The 18251-nt window shown below is 41.1% G+C and carries 15 protein-coding genes; 1 reads left to right on the forward strand and 14 read right to left on the reverse strand.

The features are described 5' to 3' along the window. Positions 1-3: 3 nt before the first annotated feature. From csx7 to ACWATR_RS25445, 12 genes are all read right to left on the reverse strand, one after another. Positions 4-1167 (reverse strand): type III CRISPR-associated RAMP protein Csx7, encoded by a 1164-nt coding sequence (gene csx7 / locus ACWATR_RS25390; protein ID WP_460338502.1) that lies wholly within the window; start codon positions 1165-1167, stop codon positions 4-6. A 71-nt stretch (positions 1168-1238) separates the two neighbouring features. Further along, positions 1239-1487 (reverse strand): hypothetical protein, encoded by a 249-nt coding sequence (locus ACWATR_RS25395; RefSeq protein WP_460338504.1) that lies wholly within the window; start codon positions 1485-1487, stop codon positions 1239-1241. 45 nt (positions 1488-1532) lie between these two features. After that, a complete protein-coding gene (locus ACWATR_RS25400; protein ID WP_460338506.1) occupies positions 1533-1691 on the reverse strand; it encodes a hypothetical protein in 159 nt (52 codons plus the stop codon). A gap of 36 nt (positions 1692-1727) precedes the next feature. Next, positions 1728-2309: a hypothetical protein gene (locus ACWATR_RS25405; protein WP_460338508.1), complete on the reverse strand. Its 582-nt coding sequence runs from the start codon at positions 2307-2309 to the stop codon at positions 1728-1730. 3 nt (positions 2310-2312) lie between these two features. Continuing rightward, entirely contained in the window at positions 2313-3539 is a 1227-nt protein-coding gene (gene csx10, locus ACWATR_RS25410; protein WP_460338510.1) for a type III-D CRISPR-associated RAMP protein Csx10, read from the reverse strand. Further along, complete coding sequence (locus ACWATR_RS25415; RefSeq protein ID WP_460338512.1) at positions 3526-4245, reverse strand: RAMP superfamily CRISPR-associated protein; 720 nt, start codon at positions 4243-4245, stop codon at positions 3526-3528. Before ACWATR_RS25415 ends, csx10 begins: the two co-directional genes overlap by 14 nt. After that, the gene (gene cas10, locus ACWATR_RS25420) at positions 4242-6647 is read right to left on the reverse strand and encodes a type III-B CRISPR-associated protein Cas10/Cmr2 (protein WP_460338514.1); all 2406 of its coding nucleotides are present in this window, start codon (positions 6645-6647) and stop codon (positions 4242-4244) included. Before cas10 ends, ACWATR_RS25415 begins: the two co-directional genes overlap by 4 nt. A 202-nt stretch (positions 6648-6849) precedes the next feature. Then, positions 6850-9066, reverse strand: a complete 2217-nt coding sequence (locus tag ACWATR_RS25425) for an EAL domain-containing protein (protein ID WP_460338516.1) — start codon at positions 9064-9066, stop codon at positions 6850-6852. A 518-nt stretch (positions 9067-9584) separates the two neighbouring features. Then, positions 9585-9830, reverse strand: a complete 246-nt coding sequence (locus tag ACWATR_RS25430) for a hypothetical protein (RefSeq protein ID WP_460338518.1) — start codon at positions 9828-9830, stop codon at positions 9585-9587. 53 nt (positions 9831-9883) lie between these two features. Beyond that, the gene (locus ACWATR_RS25435; RefSeq protein ID WP_460338520.1) at positions 9884-14230 is read right to left on the reverse strand and encodes an ATP-binding protein; all 4347 of its coding nucleotides are present in this window, start codon (positions 14228-14230) and stop codon (positions 9884-9886) included. A 68-nt stretch (positions 14231-14298) separates the two neighbouring features. Beyond that, positions 14299-14463, reverse strand: a complete 165-nt coding sequence (locus ACWATR_RS25440) for a hypothetical protein (protein WP_460338522.1) — start codon at positions 14461-14463, stop codon at positions 14299-14301. Positions 14464-14468: 5 nt separating this feature from the next. After that, positions 14469-14726, reverse strand: a complete 258-nt coding sequence (locus tag ACWATR_RS25445) for a helix-turn-helix domain-containing protein (protein ID WP_460338524.1) — start codon at positions 14724-14726, stop codon at positions 14469-14471. 389 nt (positions 14727-15115) lie between these two features. On the opposite strand from ACWATR_RS25445, the gene ACWATR_RS25450 reads away from it, so the two are divergent. Next, positions 15116-15484 (forward strand): hypothetical protein, encoded by a 369-nt coding sequence (locus ACWATR_RS25450; RefSeq protein ID WP_460338526.1) that lies wholly within the window; start codon positions 15116-15118, stop codon positions 15482-15484. A gap of 66 nt (positions 15485-15550) precedes the next feature. On the opposite strand, the gene ACWATR_RS25455 is transcribed toward ACWATR_RS25450, so the two are convergent. Then, positions 15551-16477: a phosphodiester glycosidase family protein gene (locus ACWATR_RS25455; RefSeq protein ID WP_460338528.1), complete on the reverse strand. Its 927-nt coding sequence runs from the start codon at positions 16475-16477 to the stop codon at positions 15551-15553. A gap of 83 nt (positions 16478-16560) precedes the next feature. Beyond that, positions 16561-17814: a DUF4912 domain-containing protein gene (locus tag ACWATR_RS25460; RefSeq protein WP_460338530.1), complete on the reverse strand. Its 1254-nt coding sequence runs from the start codon at positions 17812-17814 to the stop codon at positions 16561-16563. Positions 17815-18251: the final 437 nt, after the last annotated feature.

Consider the following 18251-nt stretch of genomic DNA (forward strand, 5'->3'; position numbering starts at 1 on the left):
TCTTCAAGAATTTTGTGTTGCTTCAACCGTAGAACTCTTATTCATATTGTCTCTTAAATGATTGATGAGAGCATGAGTCCAAGTCTCTTTGGATTGCTTACCGTCTTCATAACTCGATATGTCATCGATTGTATTACTGCTGACTAATTCTTGTAGGTATCTCAGTAATTTTTCTGGATCGTTATTGACATCAAACCAGCGCATTTTGTCAATTTCTAGTTTAACGACACCCAATCCACGCGATCGCCCCCCACCCAGAGGTATTTGTTCTGTCTCAAACTGGTGTAACCCAATCATCAACAGTCCCAATTCCCATTCTTCGGCATTTTCTACCACAGCCCGAAATTCAAACTGTGTACTAGCCGGAACTACTTGGAAATCGTAAAGTTTACCATCTGCGGCTGTTTCGGTGTCTCGGTCAATTGCTACACCGTCTCTTTCTTGATATTGTCCAAACCAAGTATCAGATAATACAGTTAAATCCCTGACTTGGAATTTGCTAGCAATCCAGGGTGAACCAAAGAGAGAAGAAACTAAGTCAGTATTTTGCTGAATTACAGATGTTAAAGCAAAGTCATTATTGTATTTTTCCTTCAATTTATTTAGTTTATCTTCTGGTAGTAAATATCCGGCTTGTATATGCTGCATTACATCCTCAAAATATAAACTTATGAAATCTTCTGTTTTCCACACTTGATGCAAGGTTATTAATTGTTCTAGATTCAGTTCTTTTATTTCTACAATCTGCTTCTTTATTTCATCTTCAGGGAGCAAACTTTTATCTTTAATATATTCAATTAATTTATCCAAAGATAAATCAATAAAAGCCTCTGTTGTCCGAAGTTGATGCAGAATTATTAACTCTTGTAAATTAAGTCCTTTGATTTTTTTAAGCTCATTAGATGTAAGTGACCATTCTTCCTCAATTGCAGGATTTGCGACTAATTTACGATTATTTCCAACGATACTACGAAGAAAACTTTCGAGGCGCGATCGCAATGCTCCTTTAAAGCTTGAACCTGGTATTAATGGATTACCCAAGGCATCTTTAATAACAGGTAAATCAGATCCTATCGGTTCACTAGAGCGCCCTGCACTGATGCGTAATGCTGTAATTGTGGTGAGTTTACCTGTGATTTCTAAGCGATTTTTGAATGTGTCAAACATGATTTAAATTTTCAACTGACATTGATTAATCTGAATATCACTTGTAAGTAGTACTTGAAATTTCTAAATTCTTAGGAAACTGTGGTGGCTTTAATTGCAATTTTAGGTGGAATAACAGCCGTAATAGCAGCTTCAATAAAATTGACAAAGACTTCTCTTACCTTCTGGTAGTCACTACTAATGATCGCCTGAAATCCATGAGCAAATAGTGAATTATTGCGAACTTCTAGAGCATTCATAATTTTGTTTGCACTTTCTTGATAAAGTTTACCTATATGGTCATCAGGAAGCTTACTTAAAAGCTCATAGCTACTTATCAAAGCTAATTGAATTTTATCTTTAACAGGAGAGCGCTTTTGCTCATACTAATTTTGTAAAGATTCCGGTAGTTTTTGAATGTCAATATCGCCTGTTCTAATACCATAAGATTTCAGAAGCCGAATCTGAGCTAATAATTCCAAAGCTCTAGCATTAATAATAGTTTGGTGAGAACCTTCAACTGTAATTAACAGAATTTTTGACATATTTAAACTATCATCTTACAATTTAAACTTATTGATTTATGAACCTATTAAAGCCGTGTGTTCACGACTGAGATAACCAAGGTATAGTTGAGTTAATTTTAGATGAATATTCTGTCTAATATGAGATTTATTATTATGTAAATATTCCTTTAGCAACTCTAATTTTTCTAGCTGATTATGATTTAGCTTGGGATTAATAGAGTCTTGATTATCTTTATCTTTCTCCAAAAACGGCTTTAATTCTTTATCAAGACTAATATTGATAGCATTAAATATACTCTCAATATTAGCTGTTAAATCATTAATTTGAGTAATTACTGCATTAGCAAATATTTCTTTTTTACCATTCTCAATTTTTTCTAACTTCCAAATTTTACTTGCATCCTTACGACCTACTTGATAACGGATATAGTTTTTAATTACCTCTATAGAAGACATTGGATCTGTAGCTGTAGTCAAAACATTTTTTAGAGGTGAACGTTCTTTGACTTGCTTAATAGCAAATTCTTGAGCGATTTGTTGCATTTTTATGATGACATCATCTAATTGTTTACTCAATTCTTGATTAATTCTCAACGCTAGTTGTTCTTCCAAGTCAATAACAGAAATTTTTGACATAATTTATACCGCATTCTCCCGAAATACACTATGAAGCTCATTACAAACCTCCACTTGTCCAAAGCCTTCACAAGTGCGATCGCCTATTCCTTTTACTTCTAAATCTTCCAAAGCTTTTATCCATAAATCTTCGCCAGAGGTGCTAAATAAATATACAGACCCTTTATTGGTAACTAACTCCACATCTTTCATCAGTCCCCAAGCAGAATTCCAGCCAGAACGATAATCATAGCTGTTATAAGCGGCATGAAGTTCTAGGGAAGAATCAGTAACGCCTGTTAATTCTTGAAGCATTTCTGCTGAAATTACAGTAGTTCGTCGCCAGTTTTCAGAAAAAATAGTATCGGCTTGTAAATCAATGGTGAAATATACCCGATTTTTTGGCAAATCTTTTATAGGATTACCAAAGATATTCTTCCATTCATGCCAGCGTTGATGTAATTTATCATTGAACTGTTTTATTTGATTGCTGACTCTTGGTTTAATTTCTACAGGTAGCTTTGCTGTAATCTTGACTCTTCCTAATCCGCGTGAAGTTGCACCACCTAAACGTAAGTCTTCTTGATGATTAGCAATAAAAGCTTGTAGAGATTCTGCCAAATCATCTGCTACAAAGATTCCCCCTGTATATATGACGGGTTTTTCTTTGTAATCTTGGGATTCATTTAAGACTTCAAGGCTGTAAAGAACTCGTTCTTCTGAAGTTGCTCTGCGTCGATTGATACCAACTCTTGTTAACAAGCGGGTACTTGCAGAATTGCTGTAGTAATATTTGCCCTGAATTTGGTAAAAGCCAGTGAAAACATCGACTCTACCTCCGTCAGCAGGGCAATTGGGATCGTAAAGATGTCCAAAGCCTTCAGCACAGAAATGGTCAATTAAGGTATCAAAAACACCGTTGTGCTTAGGATCATCGGATTTAGACTTAAAACCTGGCTTGTTTTTGGAACTTAAGGCTGTAACGGGTAAAACTCTGACTTCTGATGGAAATTTAATATTTGCAGAATAAGCATTTTGAAAGATTGCCGGATTTTCACCTAAAAATAGCTCGTGAAAATTGTCACCATCACTAATAGATGTATTAGCCCATTTTAAGATTACAGCTGCGATCGCACCCCGAATTACAGAACCGGGAATATAGCTTTCGGCTTCACTCACAGAACCACCCGGTTTCTGTCGCCCAATTGCTAAAGGAGACAACGCTTTAATTTCCAAATTAATCCGTTTCATTACTCACCCCTTTTGCCAAAAAATCCCACGCCCCTTGTTCTAACGGTAACTTGGGGAATTCCCAATGCAGCCAGCCCAAACCGGCTGATTTACTACCACCCAAAGCATGAATATGTCGCAGTCCAGCTAAAATTAATGCCCCTGCATAGATAGGCGCACCAGATAGGTGAATATGTCCTGTAAGTTTGATTTGGGCGTTTGCTGGCGAGGTTTCTAGAAAGTAGAGTTTTTGTTCTTCAGCGATGTGGCGGCGGCGATTAATTGTCACACCCGGACGTAGTACTTCTGGTAAATTATCTGGGTCTTCTGTGCAGATTAGGTCATCAAATATGACACGGGATGGTAACACTGGATTCCCGAATACTTGACAAATCAGGCAATGATGCTGACTTTCATAACCCGATACTTGATATTGTCTCCTCTGAAAATTTTCTGTTAAACCTGCTCTTTGGGGACACATAGTTTGCGGATTGGGAGAATTACAGACCGCCCAATGCAACCCTCTTACAATTTTTTCGCATTCGTGGCGCAGACGACCTTTGAGTTGAGAAGCGGGAATGAGCAAGTTTCCTTCGGAGTTACGGACAATTGGTTTATCTGCAAGTGAACCAGAAGAACCACCTGCACCAACGCACAAAGCAGTGTCAATTACAGCTGTAATTTGATATGAAGTGATGGGGTTTGATAATTGTTGAAGATAGATCATAATTCAGTCTCAGTAGTTGCCTTTTGCGCCTCAATTGCATCATGATCATCATCTGGTGAAGCAATGAAATCATACAGGTCTACAACATCTCGCCAAATAGTCTCAAAAAGTGGATAGTCTGATTTGTCATATTCAAGTGTCCCATCATCATACATCCACGGCGCTAAATTACCTTTATTCTTTGAATCTTTAGGCTGACACCAAGCTTCTTCAAACTGTTCTTGTAAATCCAAATTTTGTTTATCTTGCTTTAGTCGAACTCGAAAATAACGATAGTTGAGAATAGCAGTTTGTTTACCTCGTTCTAATAAACTCTGAATTTGATAAAGTTGCGACTTGGGAAATTTGGCGTTTTTCAAAGCTTCTATTACGCTGATTAAGCCTCCTAATTCATGTAAGGTGTAGGGAGCTGCATAAAGCTTTAACTTAGGTCTTAAGTTTTTTATCAATGCCTGTCTACGAAATTCCTTAATGTCAGATGAAATCATGGTGACAGATTTCATAGTTAAAAAATCTACTGTCCCACTACAATATCCAGCTTTTTTTAACTTTTTGGCACGGTCTTTAGCTGATTTAAGCAACTGTTCTGTCAGGTCTTTGGCGTAGTATATGGGGGTATTATATGCTGTGATTAACATACCAATTGAGGTGCTGAGTTGACATTGAGAAGGTGAAGCTTCTGTAGGTTTGTAACGATGGCATTTTTTCAAGTCAACTGGCTTATTGTCTTGCTTGATTTTATAATCACCAATTATTTTTTCACTTTCTGCGCTTTCTCCCAATGGCACTTCTTTGAGGAGAATTTCTTCAAATCTCTCTCCAATATTTTTAGCGATCGCCAATGCTTTGTTAGCTGGTACAATTAGAATAATATCATCACCACCAATGGTAATTATTTCAAAAGGATGTACTAAAGCGCCGTTTCCTAGTGTTGATTCCTCATCATTAAAATTTTGCAATTTGTGAGGATGCAGATTCTCTGCTAATGCTTGATAAACCGCATACTCCGTGGCTAATCCTACATCTCTACTAAATTCCTGATACTTTTGTGGAGTCCGAATTTTTTGAATATAACCGCCCATATTGTTGCCATCGGCATAGATATAAGCAAGAAAACCTTTACTAGCATTAGCAATATGGCTTAGAGTTTGGGGAATTTCAATTTCATCAGGTTCAAAACCTGCATAATATTTCTGTTCTAGACTAGGATTTTTTTGAAGAAATGACTTGAATTTATCCAACCAGCCTTCAACTCTGATACTTTTCCACGTCAATTGAGAGTCGTCGTACCATTTAGGCTGTGCTGGCTTTCCTTTTTTTGCTCTATAGCCAACTAAATGTTTTCGAGCCAAAGCTTCAGAAAAATGTGATTCTCTAGGAAGGTCTGGCGGTTGGACAATCATCACCGCAGACCTACGTTCTCCCTCATCACGCATTAAGTAAGGATGCGTTTCAAACATGGGAGGATTACGACGACTAGGACGACTAGAAAAGTCATGACCACTGCGACGTTGGTTAAATAGAATTGTTAATTTTGTTGTCAGTTCATTAAAACTCTTGCGGTCTGCAAAAGCATCCTCAACAGACACAGCTAAATTATTACATCTTTCTGTTTGAGAATTCTCTAGATTCTTCTCCAGATCACCAAAGTAAGCTTGAACTAGCGGTTCTTTATATTTCTGACGATACCAATCTAGCCAAAGGGTATTTTCAATTGGCTCTTGTAGCAAGCCAAAGCGAATTTCTAGCAGTCTAAATGTATCTCCCACCGCGCAGGAGTTAGCTGTTAGAGTTTCTTCGGTATAGCGTTTTTCAATTGCATTCGCTAAATCATCAACAAATGCCACTGGACAAAATGCCAAAATATGACCGCCTGTTGAATAAATAATAAGTTCTGGAATTAGTGCTTCGGAGAATTTGTAATTACTGGTAATAGTGTCATCCAGCCATTTTCTGACTTCATTCCACTGAATTGCATACTGGTTTGACTTAGGATTTTTATTAAAAAATGCAGGTAAATCAATCAGGTTTATACGATCTAACAAGGCAGATGCACCACGAATATCTTGAATTTTTGACGATTCAAATACATATTCTTTAATCTTAGTTGCACCACCATAAACTAAGCCAATGCGATTAGTCTGATTCCATAAATCAAGATACTTACTCTTTAATTCATCTAGAGTGTTTGGAAAGTAATATTTATCAATGCCTTGAAATTGCTGCACTTGTTCGACAATGAGTCGCACTTCCTCTGGCACATCTTCCCCATCCTTCAAAGCCTGTCGCATTTTCTGTAATATTGCCAAATCAAACTTAGGTTTTCGCTTATCTCCCCAAGCTAAACACCAAGCGATCGCAATCATCACAGAACTGCTATTTTCCATATTACTTATTTTCATTTCTACATACTCCCGCAATTACCCTTACCACTCAACCCCAGCAATAATCACCTCATTTACGTAATATCCCTAGATAAAATTAACGCATGAGTAGTATAAGATGCAATAGATTTATTTCTGACTCCTGTTAGCGGTAGCGGAGCGTTTAGCCCATTCTGACTTCTGAATTCTGACTCCTGAATTCTTCTTCAACCATTAGTAATTATTCGGTCAGATTCTCACAATCCATCTGCACCACACAATTTCTTCCTTGTGCTTTTGCCTGGTAGAGTCCCTGGTCAGCAGCAGCAATTAAGGTTGCTGGAGATAATTGGCTATGAGGAGTGATGGTTGCCACACCAAGACTTAGGGTGATGAATTCACTGACCAATGAATGGGGATGAGGCATTTGTAATGCACTAATATTAGTCTGAATATCTCTTGCAACTGCAATTGCCCCTTCGATATCAGTATTTGGCAAAATGACTGCAAACTCTTCTCCACCATAACGAGCAACTAAATCTGCGGGGTGTTTAACTGTCTGAGAAATTGCCTTAGCAACCTGTCTGAGTGCATCATCTCCTGCTAAATGTCCATTTGTATCGTTGTAAAGCTTAAAGTAATCGACATCACACAAAATCAAAGATAATGAGCCTTGCTCTCGTGCCAACCATTGCCAGTGTGCATTGAACGTGTCATCAAAACAGCGTCGATTTGCCACTTGAGTTAGACCATCCGAACAGGCAAGGCGCTGTAATTCCTGGTTTGCTTGTTGTAATTGGTGATAAAGTTCTGATTGCTGAATAGCGATCGCAGCTTGACCCGCTAACTGGTTAAACAAGTTAATCTCCGATTGCTGCCATTGTCTGCTGCTACGGCATTGGTGAGCAATTAATAATCCCCACAAACGCTCTTGCTGTAAAATAGGCACAACAAGATTAGCCCGGATTTGCAGACTTCGGAGAAGGTCAATATGACACGGCGATAGTCCCGCAGTTTCAATATCTGCGATCGCTCTGGTGTTACCTTGTTGATAGTAAGCTGCACGGGTGGATTTAAAGCACGTGTCCATGACGTGAAATCCCAGAATGGACATGCACTCTTCTGCTAAGGATTCTACAGCGACCAAACCACTCCAGTCTTCCTGAAACTGATAGATCAATACTCTATCTACCTTAAATAGTTGTCGCACTTCGGCTGCTGTGGTTTGCAAAATCTCGTTTAACTCTAATGATTGTCGAATTCGCTGCGTCACAGCCGCGACAATTCGCTCGGACTCGCTTTGGTGTTGAACCTGCTCAACCACCTGAGAATTTGCCGATGCTACAGTTAAGGCAATCGGATCAAAGCGAGGGGTTGTAGTGACAGGCACTGCACTAGGTCTAGCAATCAAATAGCCTTGAGCAAAATTTGCACCTCGTTCTCGCAGCCAGTTCAGTTCCTCAATGCATTCAATTCCTTCAGCAACAGTTTGGATATTTAACTTTTGAGTAATCTCTAGAAGCTTCTCGGTAATCGAGGCTTTGTAAAGGTCTTGATGCACATCTCGAATTAACTCGATATCCAGCTTGATAAAGTCTGGACGTAACTGATGTAGCAAGTTTAGGCTGGAATAGCCAGAACCCAGGTCATCAAGGGCGACTAAAAACCCAGCATCTCGGTAGTATTGGAGCAGTGCCTTGAGATGGTCTAAATCTTGAGAATTGTCGTCTGATTCCACGACTTCAAAAACAACTCGCTCGTGGGAAATGCCAGCAGCATCAATTGCCTCTACTGTACTACGTAGGCAAAAAACTGGGTCATAAAGTGACGTGGGTGCAAAATTGATGAAAATGTGTCCACTCACTTGATAGCGGCTGAATTGAGTGATTGTGCTAAGACGAGCAACTTGGTCGAGTTGTGGTAGGAGTCCGGCTTCGGTGGCTAACTCCAAAATCGGTGCGGGTAGCACTAAATTGCCTTCTTCATCCAGTCCCCGCAAGAGCGATTCATATCCAAAAATCTGTGATGTATCGTTAATTGAAACAATTGGTTGAAAGTAACTGGTGAATCGTTCCGTTGCTAGCATTTCAACCAGCCAGTCGGATTGGTTGAACTTAATGAAGCGTTGTAATGAGGCTATGTCACTAAAATCGTGGAGTTGAGGTTGAATAGTGCCTTGAATAAAAAGGACTTGCGTCTCTTTTAATTCTCTCGGTGCAAGTAGTTTGGCCAGGTTACGGGCAATTTCTAGAGACTTTCCGGGTCTACAGTTCAAACTCAAACCTGGTCGCTCGTGCATCAGTTCATATTCAAGGGCAAACTGTTGTAAATAGGAGGTGACTTTGTTCAGGGTATGTGGAACGGGAAACCAGAGAAAGAGCCTACCTGCCTCCTTAGTCCGGCAGCGTGCAACATTACGACAAGCACAGGTTTTGGAGATAGGACATATTTGGCTCATAGCTAACTAATTTGCTCAATCCGATTTATTTTATTATTCCCGCTATTTTTACTGTAAAAGATAAACTACGCTTCAAATACATGAAGATTTGATGAGTTAAGTAAACTGAATAATTTAGCGGAGTAAGTGATTAACTAAAGCATCTCCAAATTTATACTAAATGCTCAAGTAATTGCTGATATATTTTGTGTGATGAAGCAAACTAATAAATGGTTAGATGAACAATTTAAATTAAAAAACAAAAGCATAAATCAGTCAAATAGGCAAGAGCTTTTAGTTGAATTTCTTCAGAGTAAATATATATTTCTGAAGAAGGAATCCATCTCAATACGGTTCGGTTAAGGTTTTTTGATGAAAATTTTAGATCACAAAGAATACGATAAATCATCACAAATCCGTGATAAATCGCCGTCAAGACGGAAGACTGATTATTGTAGAGACGGCGATTCATCGCGTCTCTTGCCTTAACCGAACAGTATTGAAATCTAGCTCACAGTTTTTAAATCCCTAATCCCTTCTTATACGAACAAAAAGAAAGCAATTAAAATCGCGCTGAGAACAATAGCAAACCCAATAGCATATTCAACTCTGCGACTAAAAAATCCCACAGCGGCAATCAAGGCGATCGCTAGCCCGATAATGCCAAAATACTGCTCTTTTTGTAAACTGCGGGCAATTAGTGGGTCTGTACTTGGCAAGGGGGTTTCTTGAATGGTTTTTGGGGAGATATCTGATGCTGGTATTTCTTGTACAAATAAATTCATAAAATTACTCCTGTACACATCTGCATTTACGGGGTTTGTGTATAAGCAAACACTCAGTCATTCCAACTCCTGCCAATCAGAGTTGCAATTGCCTTGACTAACTCTTCTGGTTCGACAGGTTTTGATAGATGCTTTTTAAACCCTGATTCGAGTGCTTGTTGCTGGTTGATTTCTCCTGCATAAGCAGTTAAAGCGATCGCTGGAATCTGTTTGGCTTGTTTGGACTGCAATGCCTTAACTTGGCGCATCAGCATATAGCCATCTGTCTCTGGCATCCCAATATCACTGAGCAGAAAATCTGGTTCTGACTCTGCCAATACTTGCAGTGCTTCTTTTGCTGATGCCACGGCTATCACCCTTGCTCCAGCCTGTTCTAGCAGAAATGTGTGGAAGTCGCGGGTATCATCGTCGTCATCCACAACTAAGATTTGGATACCTGCAAGGATTTCAATCACCGGAGAAGGATTTAATGCAGCAATCTTTATATGTTGTTTTGGGGTTAAATCCTTTTTAATTAATGGTAGTCTGGCCCTGAAAATAGCTCCTTGCCCTTCACCTAAACTTTCTGCCCAAATCGTCCCGCCATGTAGTTCTATTAAATGACGGACAATTGCTAACCCTAACCCCAAGCCACCAAATTTTCGGGTTGTCGTGCCATCAGCCTGACGAAAATATTCAAACACATAAGGGAGAAAGTCAGGGCTGATTCCCTTACCTGTGTCGCTGACAGTAATCTGAGCTTGAGTGTCAACACGCTCTAGTTGAATATCAATGTTACCTCCTTCAGGAGTGAATTTAACAGCATTTGATAACAGATTCCAGACAATTTGTTGTAAACGACTGGAATCACCCAAAACTTCCCCAAAAGAAGCATCCAGTATCGTTTTAATTTGAATATTTTTCGCTTCTGCGGCTAATCGCACTGTCTCCAATGCTCCCTCAATGACAAGCACTAAGTTAACGGGAAACATATTGAGGTTGAGCTTGCCTTGTAAGATCCGAGAGACATCGAGTAAATCTTCAATTAGTTGAGCTTGTAATTTAGCATTTCGCTCGATGGTTGCGATCGCTTTCTTCAATCCGGCGGCGTCAAATTCACGAGTCTGTAAGAGTCTCGCCCAGCCAAGAATAGGATTAAGAGGCGATCGCAATTCATGGGAAAGCACCGCCAAAAATTCATCTTTAATCCGGTTGGCTCTTTCGGCTTCAGTTCTGGCAGCTTGCTCAAGTTCCAGGAGGCGATCGCGTTCGGCTTCTGCTACTTTGCGTTCGGTAATGTCAATCACTGAGCCGATGTAACCTTTAAACTGACCATCCACCCCAAACCAGGGATTAGCCGCGTCGATGCAAAAGCGATACTCGCCGTCTTGGCGCCGCAAACGGTACTCCAAACGGAAAGCCTCGCTGTTTCTATTAGCTTCCAGAAAAACATTCCTAACATCATTGCTATCGCCTGGATGCACAGCATTTAACCAGCCAAATCCCAAACTTGTTTCCTCGTTTTGACCTGTAAAGTCATACCAGCTTTGACTGAGGTAGGTGCAGTGACTATCGGTATCTGTTACCCAAACCATAAAGGGGGCATTGTCAGCCATGTTACGGAATTTTTCTTCGCTTTCCCGAAGGGCTTTCTCTGCTTGTTTGCGATCGCTAATGTCTGTAACAAAAATGCTTACTCCTTCTGCAAAGGGGTAGACGCGATTCTCCAACCAGCGCTGCCAAGTAGGATAAAAGTATTCAAACTGAACAACAGTTTGTTGTGCGTAGGCGTAGCCCGTCGTAGACATCGCCCGCTGAACCTGAGTATAAAACTCGCTGTTGACCATATCTGGAAAAACTTCCCAAATTATCCTACCTAGCAACTCTTCCTTTGAAAAGCCAACAATTTCTGTTACCTGGTCATTAACAAAGGTATAACGCCAATCTCGATCTAACACAAAAAATTGGTCTTGGATGCCAGCTATAACAGTCTCTAGGTGTGCTTTTGCCACCTCAGCTTCAATTCGCAGTTCTTGCTCACGTTCCATTGCCTCTTGGCGGAGACGAGCCATTTTTAAGGCTGCCTCTACCCGCGCCAACAATTCACGGGCAGAGAACGGTTTAATCAGATAATCATCGGCTCCCGCTTCTAAGCCTTCTACCCGTGCCTCTTCCCCCGCCCGTGCTGACAACAGGATGATTGGAATTTTTTGCATCTGCGGATCAGATCGTAATTCTTGCAGCAGTCCAAAGCCATCTAATCCAGGCATCATCACATCTGTCAGTACTAAGTCTGGGACACGCCCACGAGCAGAATCTAAAGCAGTTAAACCATCTGGCACTGATTCCACCTCATACTGCTGACTTATTAATAGCCGCTTGACATAATCACGCATATCTGCATTGTCATCAGCCAGGAGAATTCGAGCACGAGAGGGTGACAGATGATAGGCGATAGGTGATAGGTAAGATTCTTCCCTGCTCCCTGCTCCCTGCCCCCTGCCCCCTGCCCCCTGTTCCCTGCTCCCTGCTCCCTGCTCCCTGCCCCCTGCCCCCTGTTCCCTGCTCCCTGCTCCCTGCTCCCCTGCCTCTTCCGGTCGCCAACGCAGGGCTTCTTCTAAATAGGGTGTTGCACCTAATGCGGTTGAAGCTAAAGTTCGAGGGGCGCTAATTCGGTCTGGAGGCAAATGAGCATACCCCGTTGGAATTGACACAGTAAAGCAACTGCCTGCTCCCATAACACTGGTAACATAAACTTTTCCACCATGCATTTGTACCAATTCTTGTACCAGTGACAATCCAATTCCTGACCCTTCAAAAGTGCGTCCTTGCGCCCCCTTGACGCGGTGAAATCGTTCAAAAAGGTGGGGAATTTCTTCTGCTGGGATACCGATGCCTGTATCTTGGACTGCAAACTCAATATGGTCATTTGCCCACTGCAAGCTGACCGCGATTTTTCCAGCCATCGTGAACTTGAATGCATTTGAGAGCAGGTTAAGAACAATCTTTTCCCACATCTCCCGATCTACATATACTGGTGCTGGCAGGGAAGGACAGTTGACTGATAATTGCATCCCTGCGCGTTCTACTGCTGAACGAAATACACTAGCTAGTTCTGCGGTGAAAGTGGCAAGATCCGTAGGTTCATAAGAGGCTTGAACTCGTCCGGCTTCGATGCGCGAGAAATCTAGCAGGCTGTTGACCAGTTTTAGCAAGCGGATTCCATTACGTTGCACCATTTCTAACTGCTCTCGTTCTTTGGCTGGAAGCAGAGTGGCACAATTGACTAAGGTTTCTTTAAGTGGCCCCAACATCAGGGTAAGTGGGGTACGGAACTCGTGGCTGACGTTGCTGAAAAAGACCGTTTTAGCGCGATCAATTTCTGCCAAGGCTTCAGCGCGTTTGCGTTCTTCCTCGTAAGCTTGGGCGTTAGCGATGCTGGCTGCAATTTGAGCCGCAATTAAATCGATAAATCCTTGATAATTGTCGTCGAATAGCCTGAAGGGGTTCAAACCGGCAATCAATATACCAGCTTTTCCCGTTTGACCGGATGGGGCAATTGGTACTGCGATCGCTTGATGGGGCGATCGCTGCCAAACACCACAAGGTAAGCTATTAAAAGACACTTCCAAATCAGAAATCAGGCAAGCCTGATGTGTTCTGATTACTTCCGCAAAAGGCCAAACCGCATCAGAATCGAGAGCCACTATTTCGGGGACTGCTACGTGATTCCGATCTATACCACACGTTCCAGTCAGAAAAACTTCCTGCTTATCTGGGTCAACCAGATAAATCATTGCGAAAGGTAAGTCGTAAGGGTTGCTTTCTAGACAACTTGCACTCAGCATACAGGCTTCATCGAATGTCCGCGCGTCTGCCGTCCTCGCTGCTAGTTCGCGCAAAAGTGCCAACTGACGCTCACCGATAATCCGCTGCGTATCGTCTGTATTGGCGCAGATAATCCCACCTGTGTCGCCCTGGTCATTAGGAACAGGGCTATATGAAAAAGTGTAATAGGTTTCTTCCGGGTAGCCGTTGCGCTCCATAATTAGCAACAGCGCTTCGTCGTAAGTACCCTCGTTTTTCAGCATTGCTGATTCGGCTCGAGGCCTAACTTGATCCCAAATTTCTCGCCACACGTAGGAAGCTGGCTGTCCAAGTGCTTCTGGATGTTTGCCGCCAATAATAGCTTTGTAAGCGTCATTGTAAAGGTTAATCAGTTCCTCGCCCCACCAGACAAACATCGGTTGACGGGAAGTCAGCATAATCCGCGCAGCAGTCTTCAAACTCTGTGGCCACTCCTGTGTTGGGCCAAGGGAAGTTTTTGACCAATCTCGTTCTCGCATCCGCGCACCCATTTCACCCCCGCCGAGAAGGAAATTTACGTCAGCGTTGCTTGCTGACGTTGATTCGTTTTTCATTGATTCCTCTCGATTGGTCATGTGTTGCTTACAGTAGGGACTGGGGATTGGGGATTGGGGATTGGGGACTAGGAAGACTTAGATAGGTATTCAGATTCCAACCAAATGTTACTCATATTTTCTTGCCCAGTCCCCAGTACCCAGTCCCTAGTACCCAGTCCCCAGTCCCCAGTACCCAGTACCCCCTTTATATCATCGATATTCCAAGCTATTAATTCCCATGCAGAACTCACAAAGCCTACTCCTCTTCTCGGAAGTATGTTTTCTTAAGAATTTGACCGCGTTCACCTAACTCATTGATTAGGCTAATAATTCGCTGTATTGCTAAAGGAGAAGGTGTTACATGTCCATTTTCCCAACGGTTAATTGTTGGGAAAGTTACACCAAACTCGGCAGCAAATTTTTCTTGAGACAGATTTAACTCTTGTCGCAGGGCACGAACTAGTTTGCCAATATTAGGTTGCTTCGCTGCAAGTAGGCTTCTACTCTGAGGCATATAGATCAAAATTTATAAAGCACTATACATTCCCAACTTTTACGACAGAGTGTTCTTTTACGTCTATTGCTCCTGAGATAGAAATTTCCATCTCAAGTCAGAGCATTACAATAATCATAAATTTAATTTATATTTTAAAAAAAGAAGACTATTTGATTTTATTCTCAAAGTCGTCTTATCCTGAAATCAATAAAGGTTTGAACTTTGAACAAATACAAACTTGTCTGGCGATTAATACAACTAAAGGCTAAGTAATTGACTCCCCAAATCTCTAGTACGATCAAACTTAGGTAAAAAAGAGGTGCAACATAAATTCTGCTAAATTTCCCAAAGAAGTTTTAGTGTATCTACCTTTCAACTTTGAAAAAATAAAGGAGGACAATAGCTAAATGCTAGAGCAGCAGATTGATTGGCTCACCAGACCAAAGACAAGTGCAATGATCATGAAAATTTTCCAAATAACTCTAGTGGTCTTAGTACTTTTAATCAACTTAGCAATTGCTTTCCCCTCTTGGGCAGAAAGTACGCCTTCTTTAACTAGCAATCCTAACTACTTTGAAGTAGGGCAAAAAGTTATTTGGCTTTACAAGTCTCGCGCGGATTCTAGCGATGTCCAAAGAATTCCTGCTGAAGTAGTTAAGGTAAGTTCCAAGCAAGTGCAAATTAAGGTGTACAAACACAACAACGAATTTGTCAATCGTTGGGTGAATCCAAACAAACTTGAGAATTCGCAAAAAGTTAAAAATTCAGGATTCTAAAATTGTGTGTACACCAGATTCAGAACTTGCAAATAAACTACAATCACAGTGGAATTCATAACTGTTTTATTTTTTGTAAATCAAAAAAACTGAACCAATCGGCCCAAAGTTTTCTACATAAACTTTCTGGTTATAATACAATCCTGGAGACATACCCCCATCAAATAAAATCCCTTCTTGAATTTTACCTAAACAGTTATTGCTAGCAATACCTTCTAGAACATTATCAAACATATCTGGGAATAACTCTTGATTAACTTGAGATAATTCAATCTCTGAATTACCTTTCAAGTCATTAACTAATAAGATTACATAGCCTTGATTAGTAATAGCTGCCAGAGAGCGATTAGTTGCATTTTTACAGGCAAATTCTCCCAAATCTTGACAAATATCTTTAAATTTACCCTGACGATAGAATCTACCATTGCCACCCACTAAATTGTAATTGAGAATATCGCTTTTTCTTCTGCCAGCTTGGATAGTAGCCTGTCGCTGCTGGGGTCTACCTCCTGATATCCCAAAGGAAGAACGTTTATTTTTAAATGCTCCTGAATACTCTACACCACGAGAAACGTTTAAGCCTTGTGGTTTATCATCAGTATCTATATAGTCGGCATTAATTGCGGCAATGGGTAGTTGTCCGTTTAATTTGGCATTCTCATCACCAATGAGTTCACGAAACTGTTTTGGTACGTATTCTTTACGCAGTTTTCCCTTCGCATCTTTGGCGTAGAGTTTATGAGATAGACCAACATTAACTTTGAAATCTAATTCTGCTGATTTGGGATTAAATATAATTACATTGTTAATACCTCTTTGATTTTTTTTACCTTGATTATTGGTTTTAAAAAAATCAATACTGAACTTAGCATCTTTGCCAGGGCAAGTTTTAGATACTTTTGGGGCTGAATTTGCTTCAAGCTCTTGACAACCTGATAATAAGCTCCCTGCAATGATCAAGCTAAATACCAAAAATAATTTTTTTGTATACATAATAATGCAAAAAACCGCTACAGAATTACTATAGCGGGGAATAATTTAAAATTTCAGTCTGAAGTTAATCTAACAACCAAAACTTAAGGGAACCATTCTAAAACAGCTTCTTCTTTGGTGTTAGTATTCCGAGATGGTGTCTCACGATTAAATTTCATCTGAATTGACCGGGTTTGCTCACCATCAGCAGCTACAGCCAAAATCGGATAGTCAATTAAACCATCCTGGAAGGACATCTGGAAGCGGAATGTTCCATCTGGATTTAGCTTAATTGGACGGCCGCCAATGGTTACGGTAGCATCGGGTTCGGTTGCACCGTAGACTATCAATTCAGCATCGGCAATTAACCAGAACTGGCGCGGACGCATTGGTACGGCAGAAGCCGAGAAGCCAACACCTGACATTCCTGCACCGGAAGCGGTTAAACCAGACACGGTGGGAGCTGCCCACAGACCTACACCAGAGGGGAAAACATAGGAGCTAAGGGATTGCACTCCACCTGGTACTTGGTGCTGGGAGCCGAAGATAGAACCAGCCACCCGTAGCGCTTCGGCAGATTCCGCTAAACCAAAGATTTGGTCGTAGATGGGGTTGCCGTTGCCATTTACAACAGCATTACCATTGGCGGTAGCTGCAACCTTTTTGGCAGGGGGAACTAGTTCGTATTGAGTCTTGCCACGTAAATCTTCTTCAAAGTTGACGGTGATGAAGACATCTTCTATCCAGTCAGAAGGATAGACGGGAGGAATGTGTACTTTCGTAGAACGAGCTAGCACTAACCAGCGACCATCAGCAGCACGATAGCCGATATCGATCACATAATCGCGATCGCTAACTGGAACTGGTATATACCATTCTCTAGCTAGTTCATCAGCAGGATATTCTTGAATGCTGTGGGGGCTTTGGTATTCGATATCGATGTCGGTGACATCATAAATCCGGAGTGCGAGTTGTTGTCCTCCTTGTCGGCGTAGTTCCTCTTTGTGTTCATTGGGAACATCCCAGTAAGTGTAAGCCCACTGAGGATCGCGCGGTAAGAGTACAATCCGGCTGTCACCATAGCCAGAAGGCAAATCTGCGAGTCCTTCATCAACATCAGCTAGAGATCCACCAGTACGATCTTCCTGACCTAATTCAAACTTTGCAGCTTCCACGGTTTCTTGTGCCTCCAATGAACGAGATGGACTAAGCGAATTTCTGTTGCGCTGTACTTCTTGTATTGATGCCAGCAGTTGTGATTTACGCATTCGGCTATAGCGAGAGATACTATATTCGCTAGCAACTTTGCGTAGTTGGCGTAAGGTCATCTCCTCTAGTGGCGGGCGTTCTTTTGCCATTAATTTGGCCTCCAGTAGTTTAAGCGGTAAATGATTTCCCCTGGTTAAAGAATGCTATGTAAAATCTCATCCATTCCAGATGAATTTCTTATCCTGACTCCTGGTTTTGCCCAGTTTTTAAGTTTTTTAATCTGTTTTTAAATTGAGGTCGTTTCCTTTCAATTCCTCAGTTATGCCAAAATTAGCATTTCTTTGGGATCGGAGGAGTTGTTTTTGTTAAGTCAATATTAACCACTAAGCATATCTAGGGATCAAGGGGGAACAAGTAGGTTTTTCGCCTGGTTCACGGATTTATAAGCCCTTCCGGGATCGAATTGTTATATTTTCATGACATTTATTGCTGGATATGATGTTGAGCAATGATAAGAATGTCATGAAAACATGACATTTATTGTGGGTTCGCCAAAAACCGCAATTTACCCACTCAGCACTCAGAA

The sequence above is a fragment of the Nostoc sp. UIC 10890 genome, from assembly GCF_054786515.1.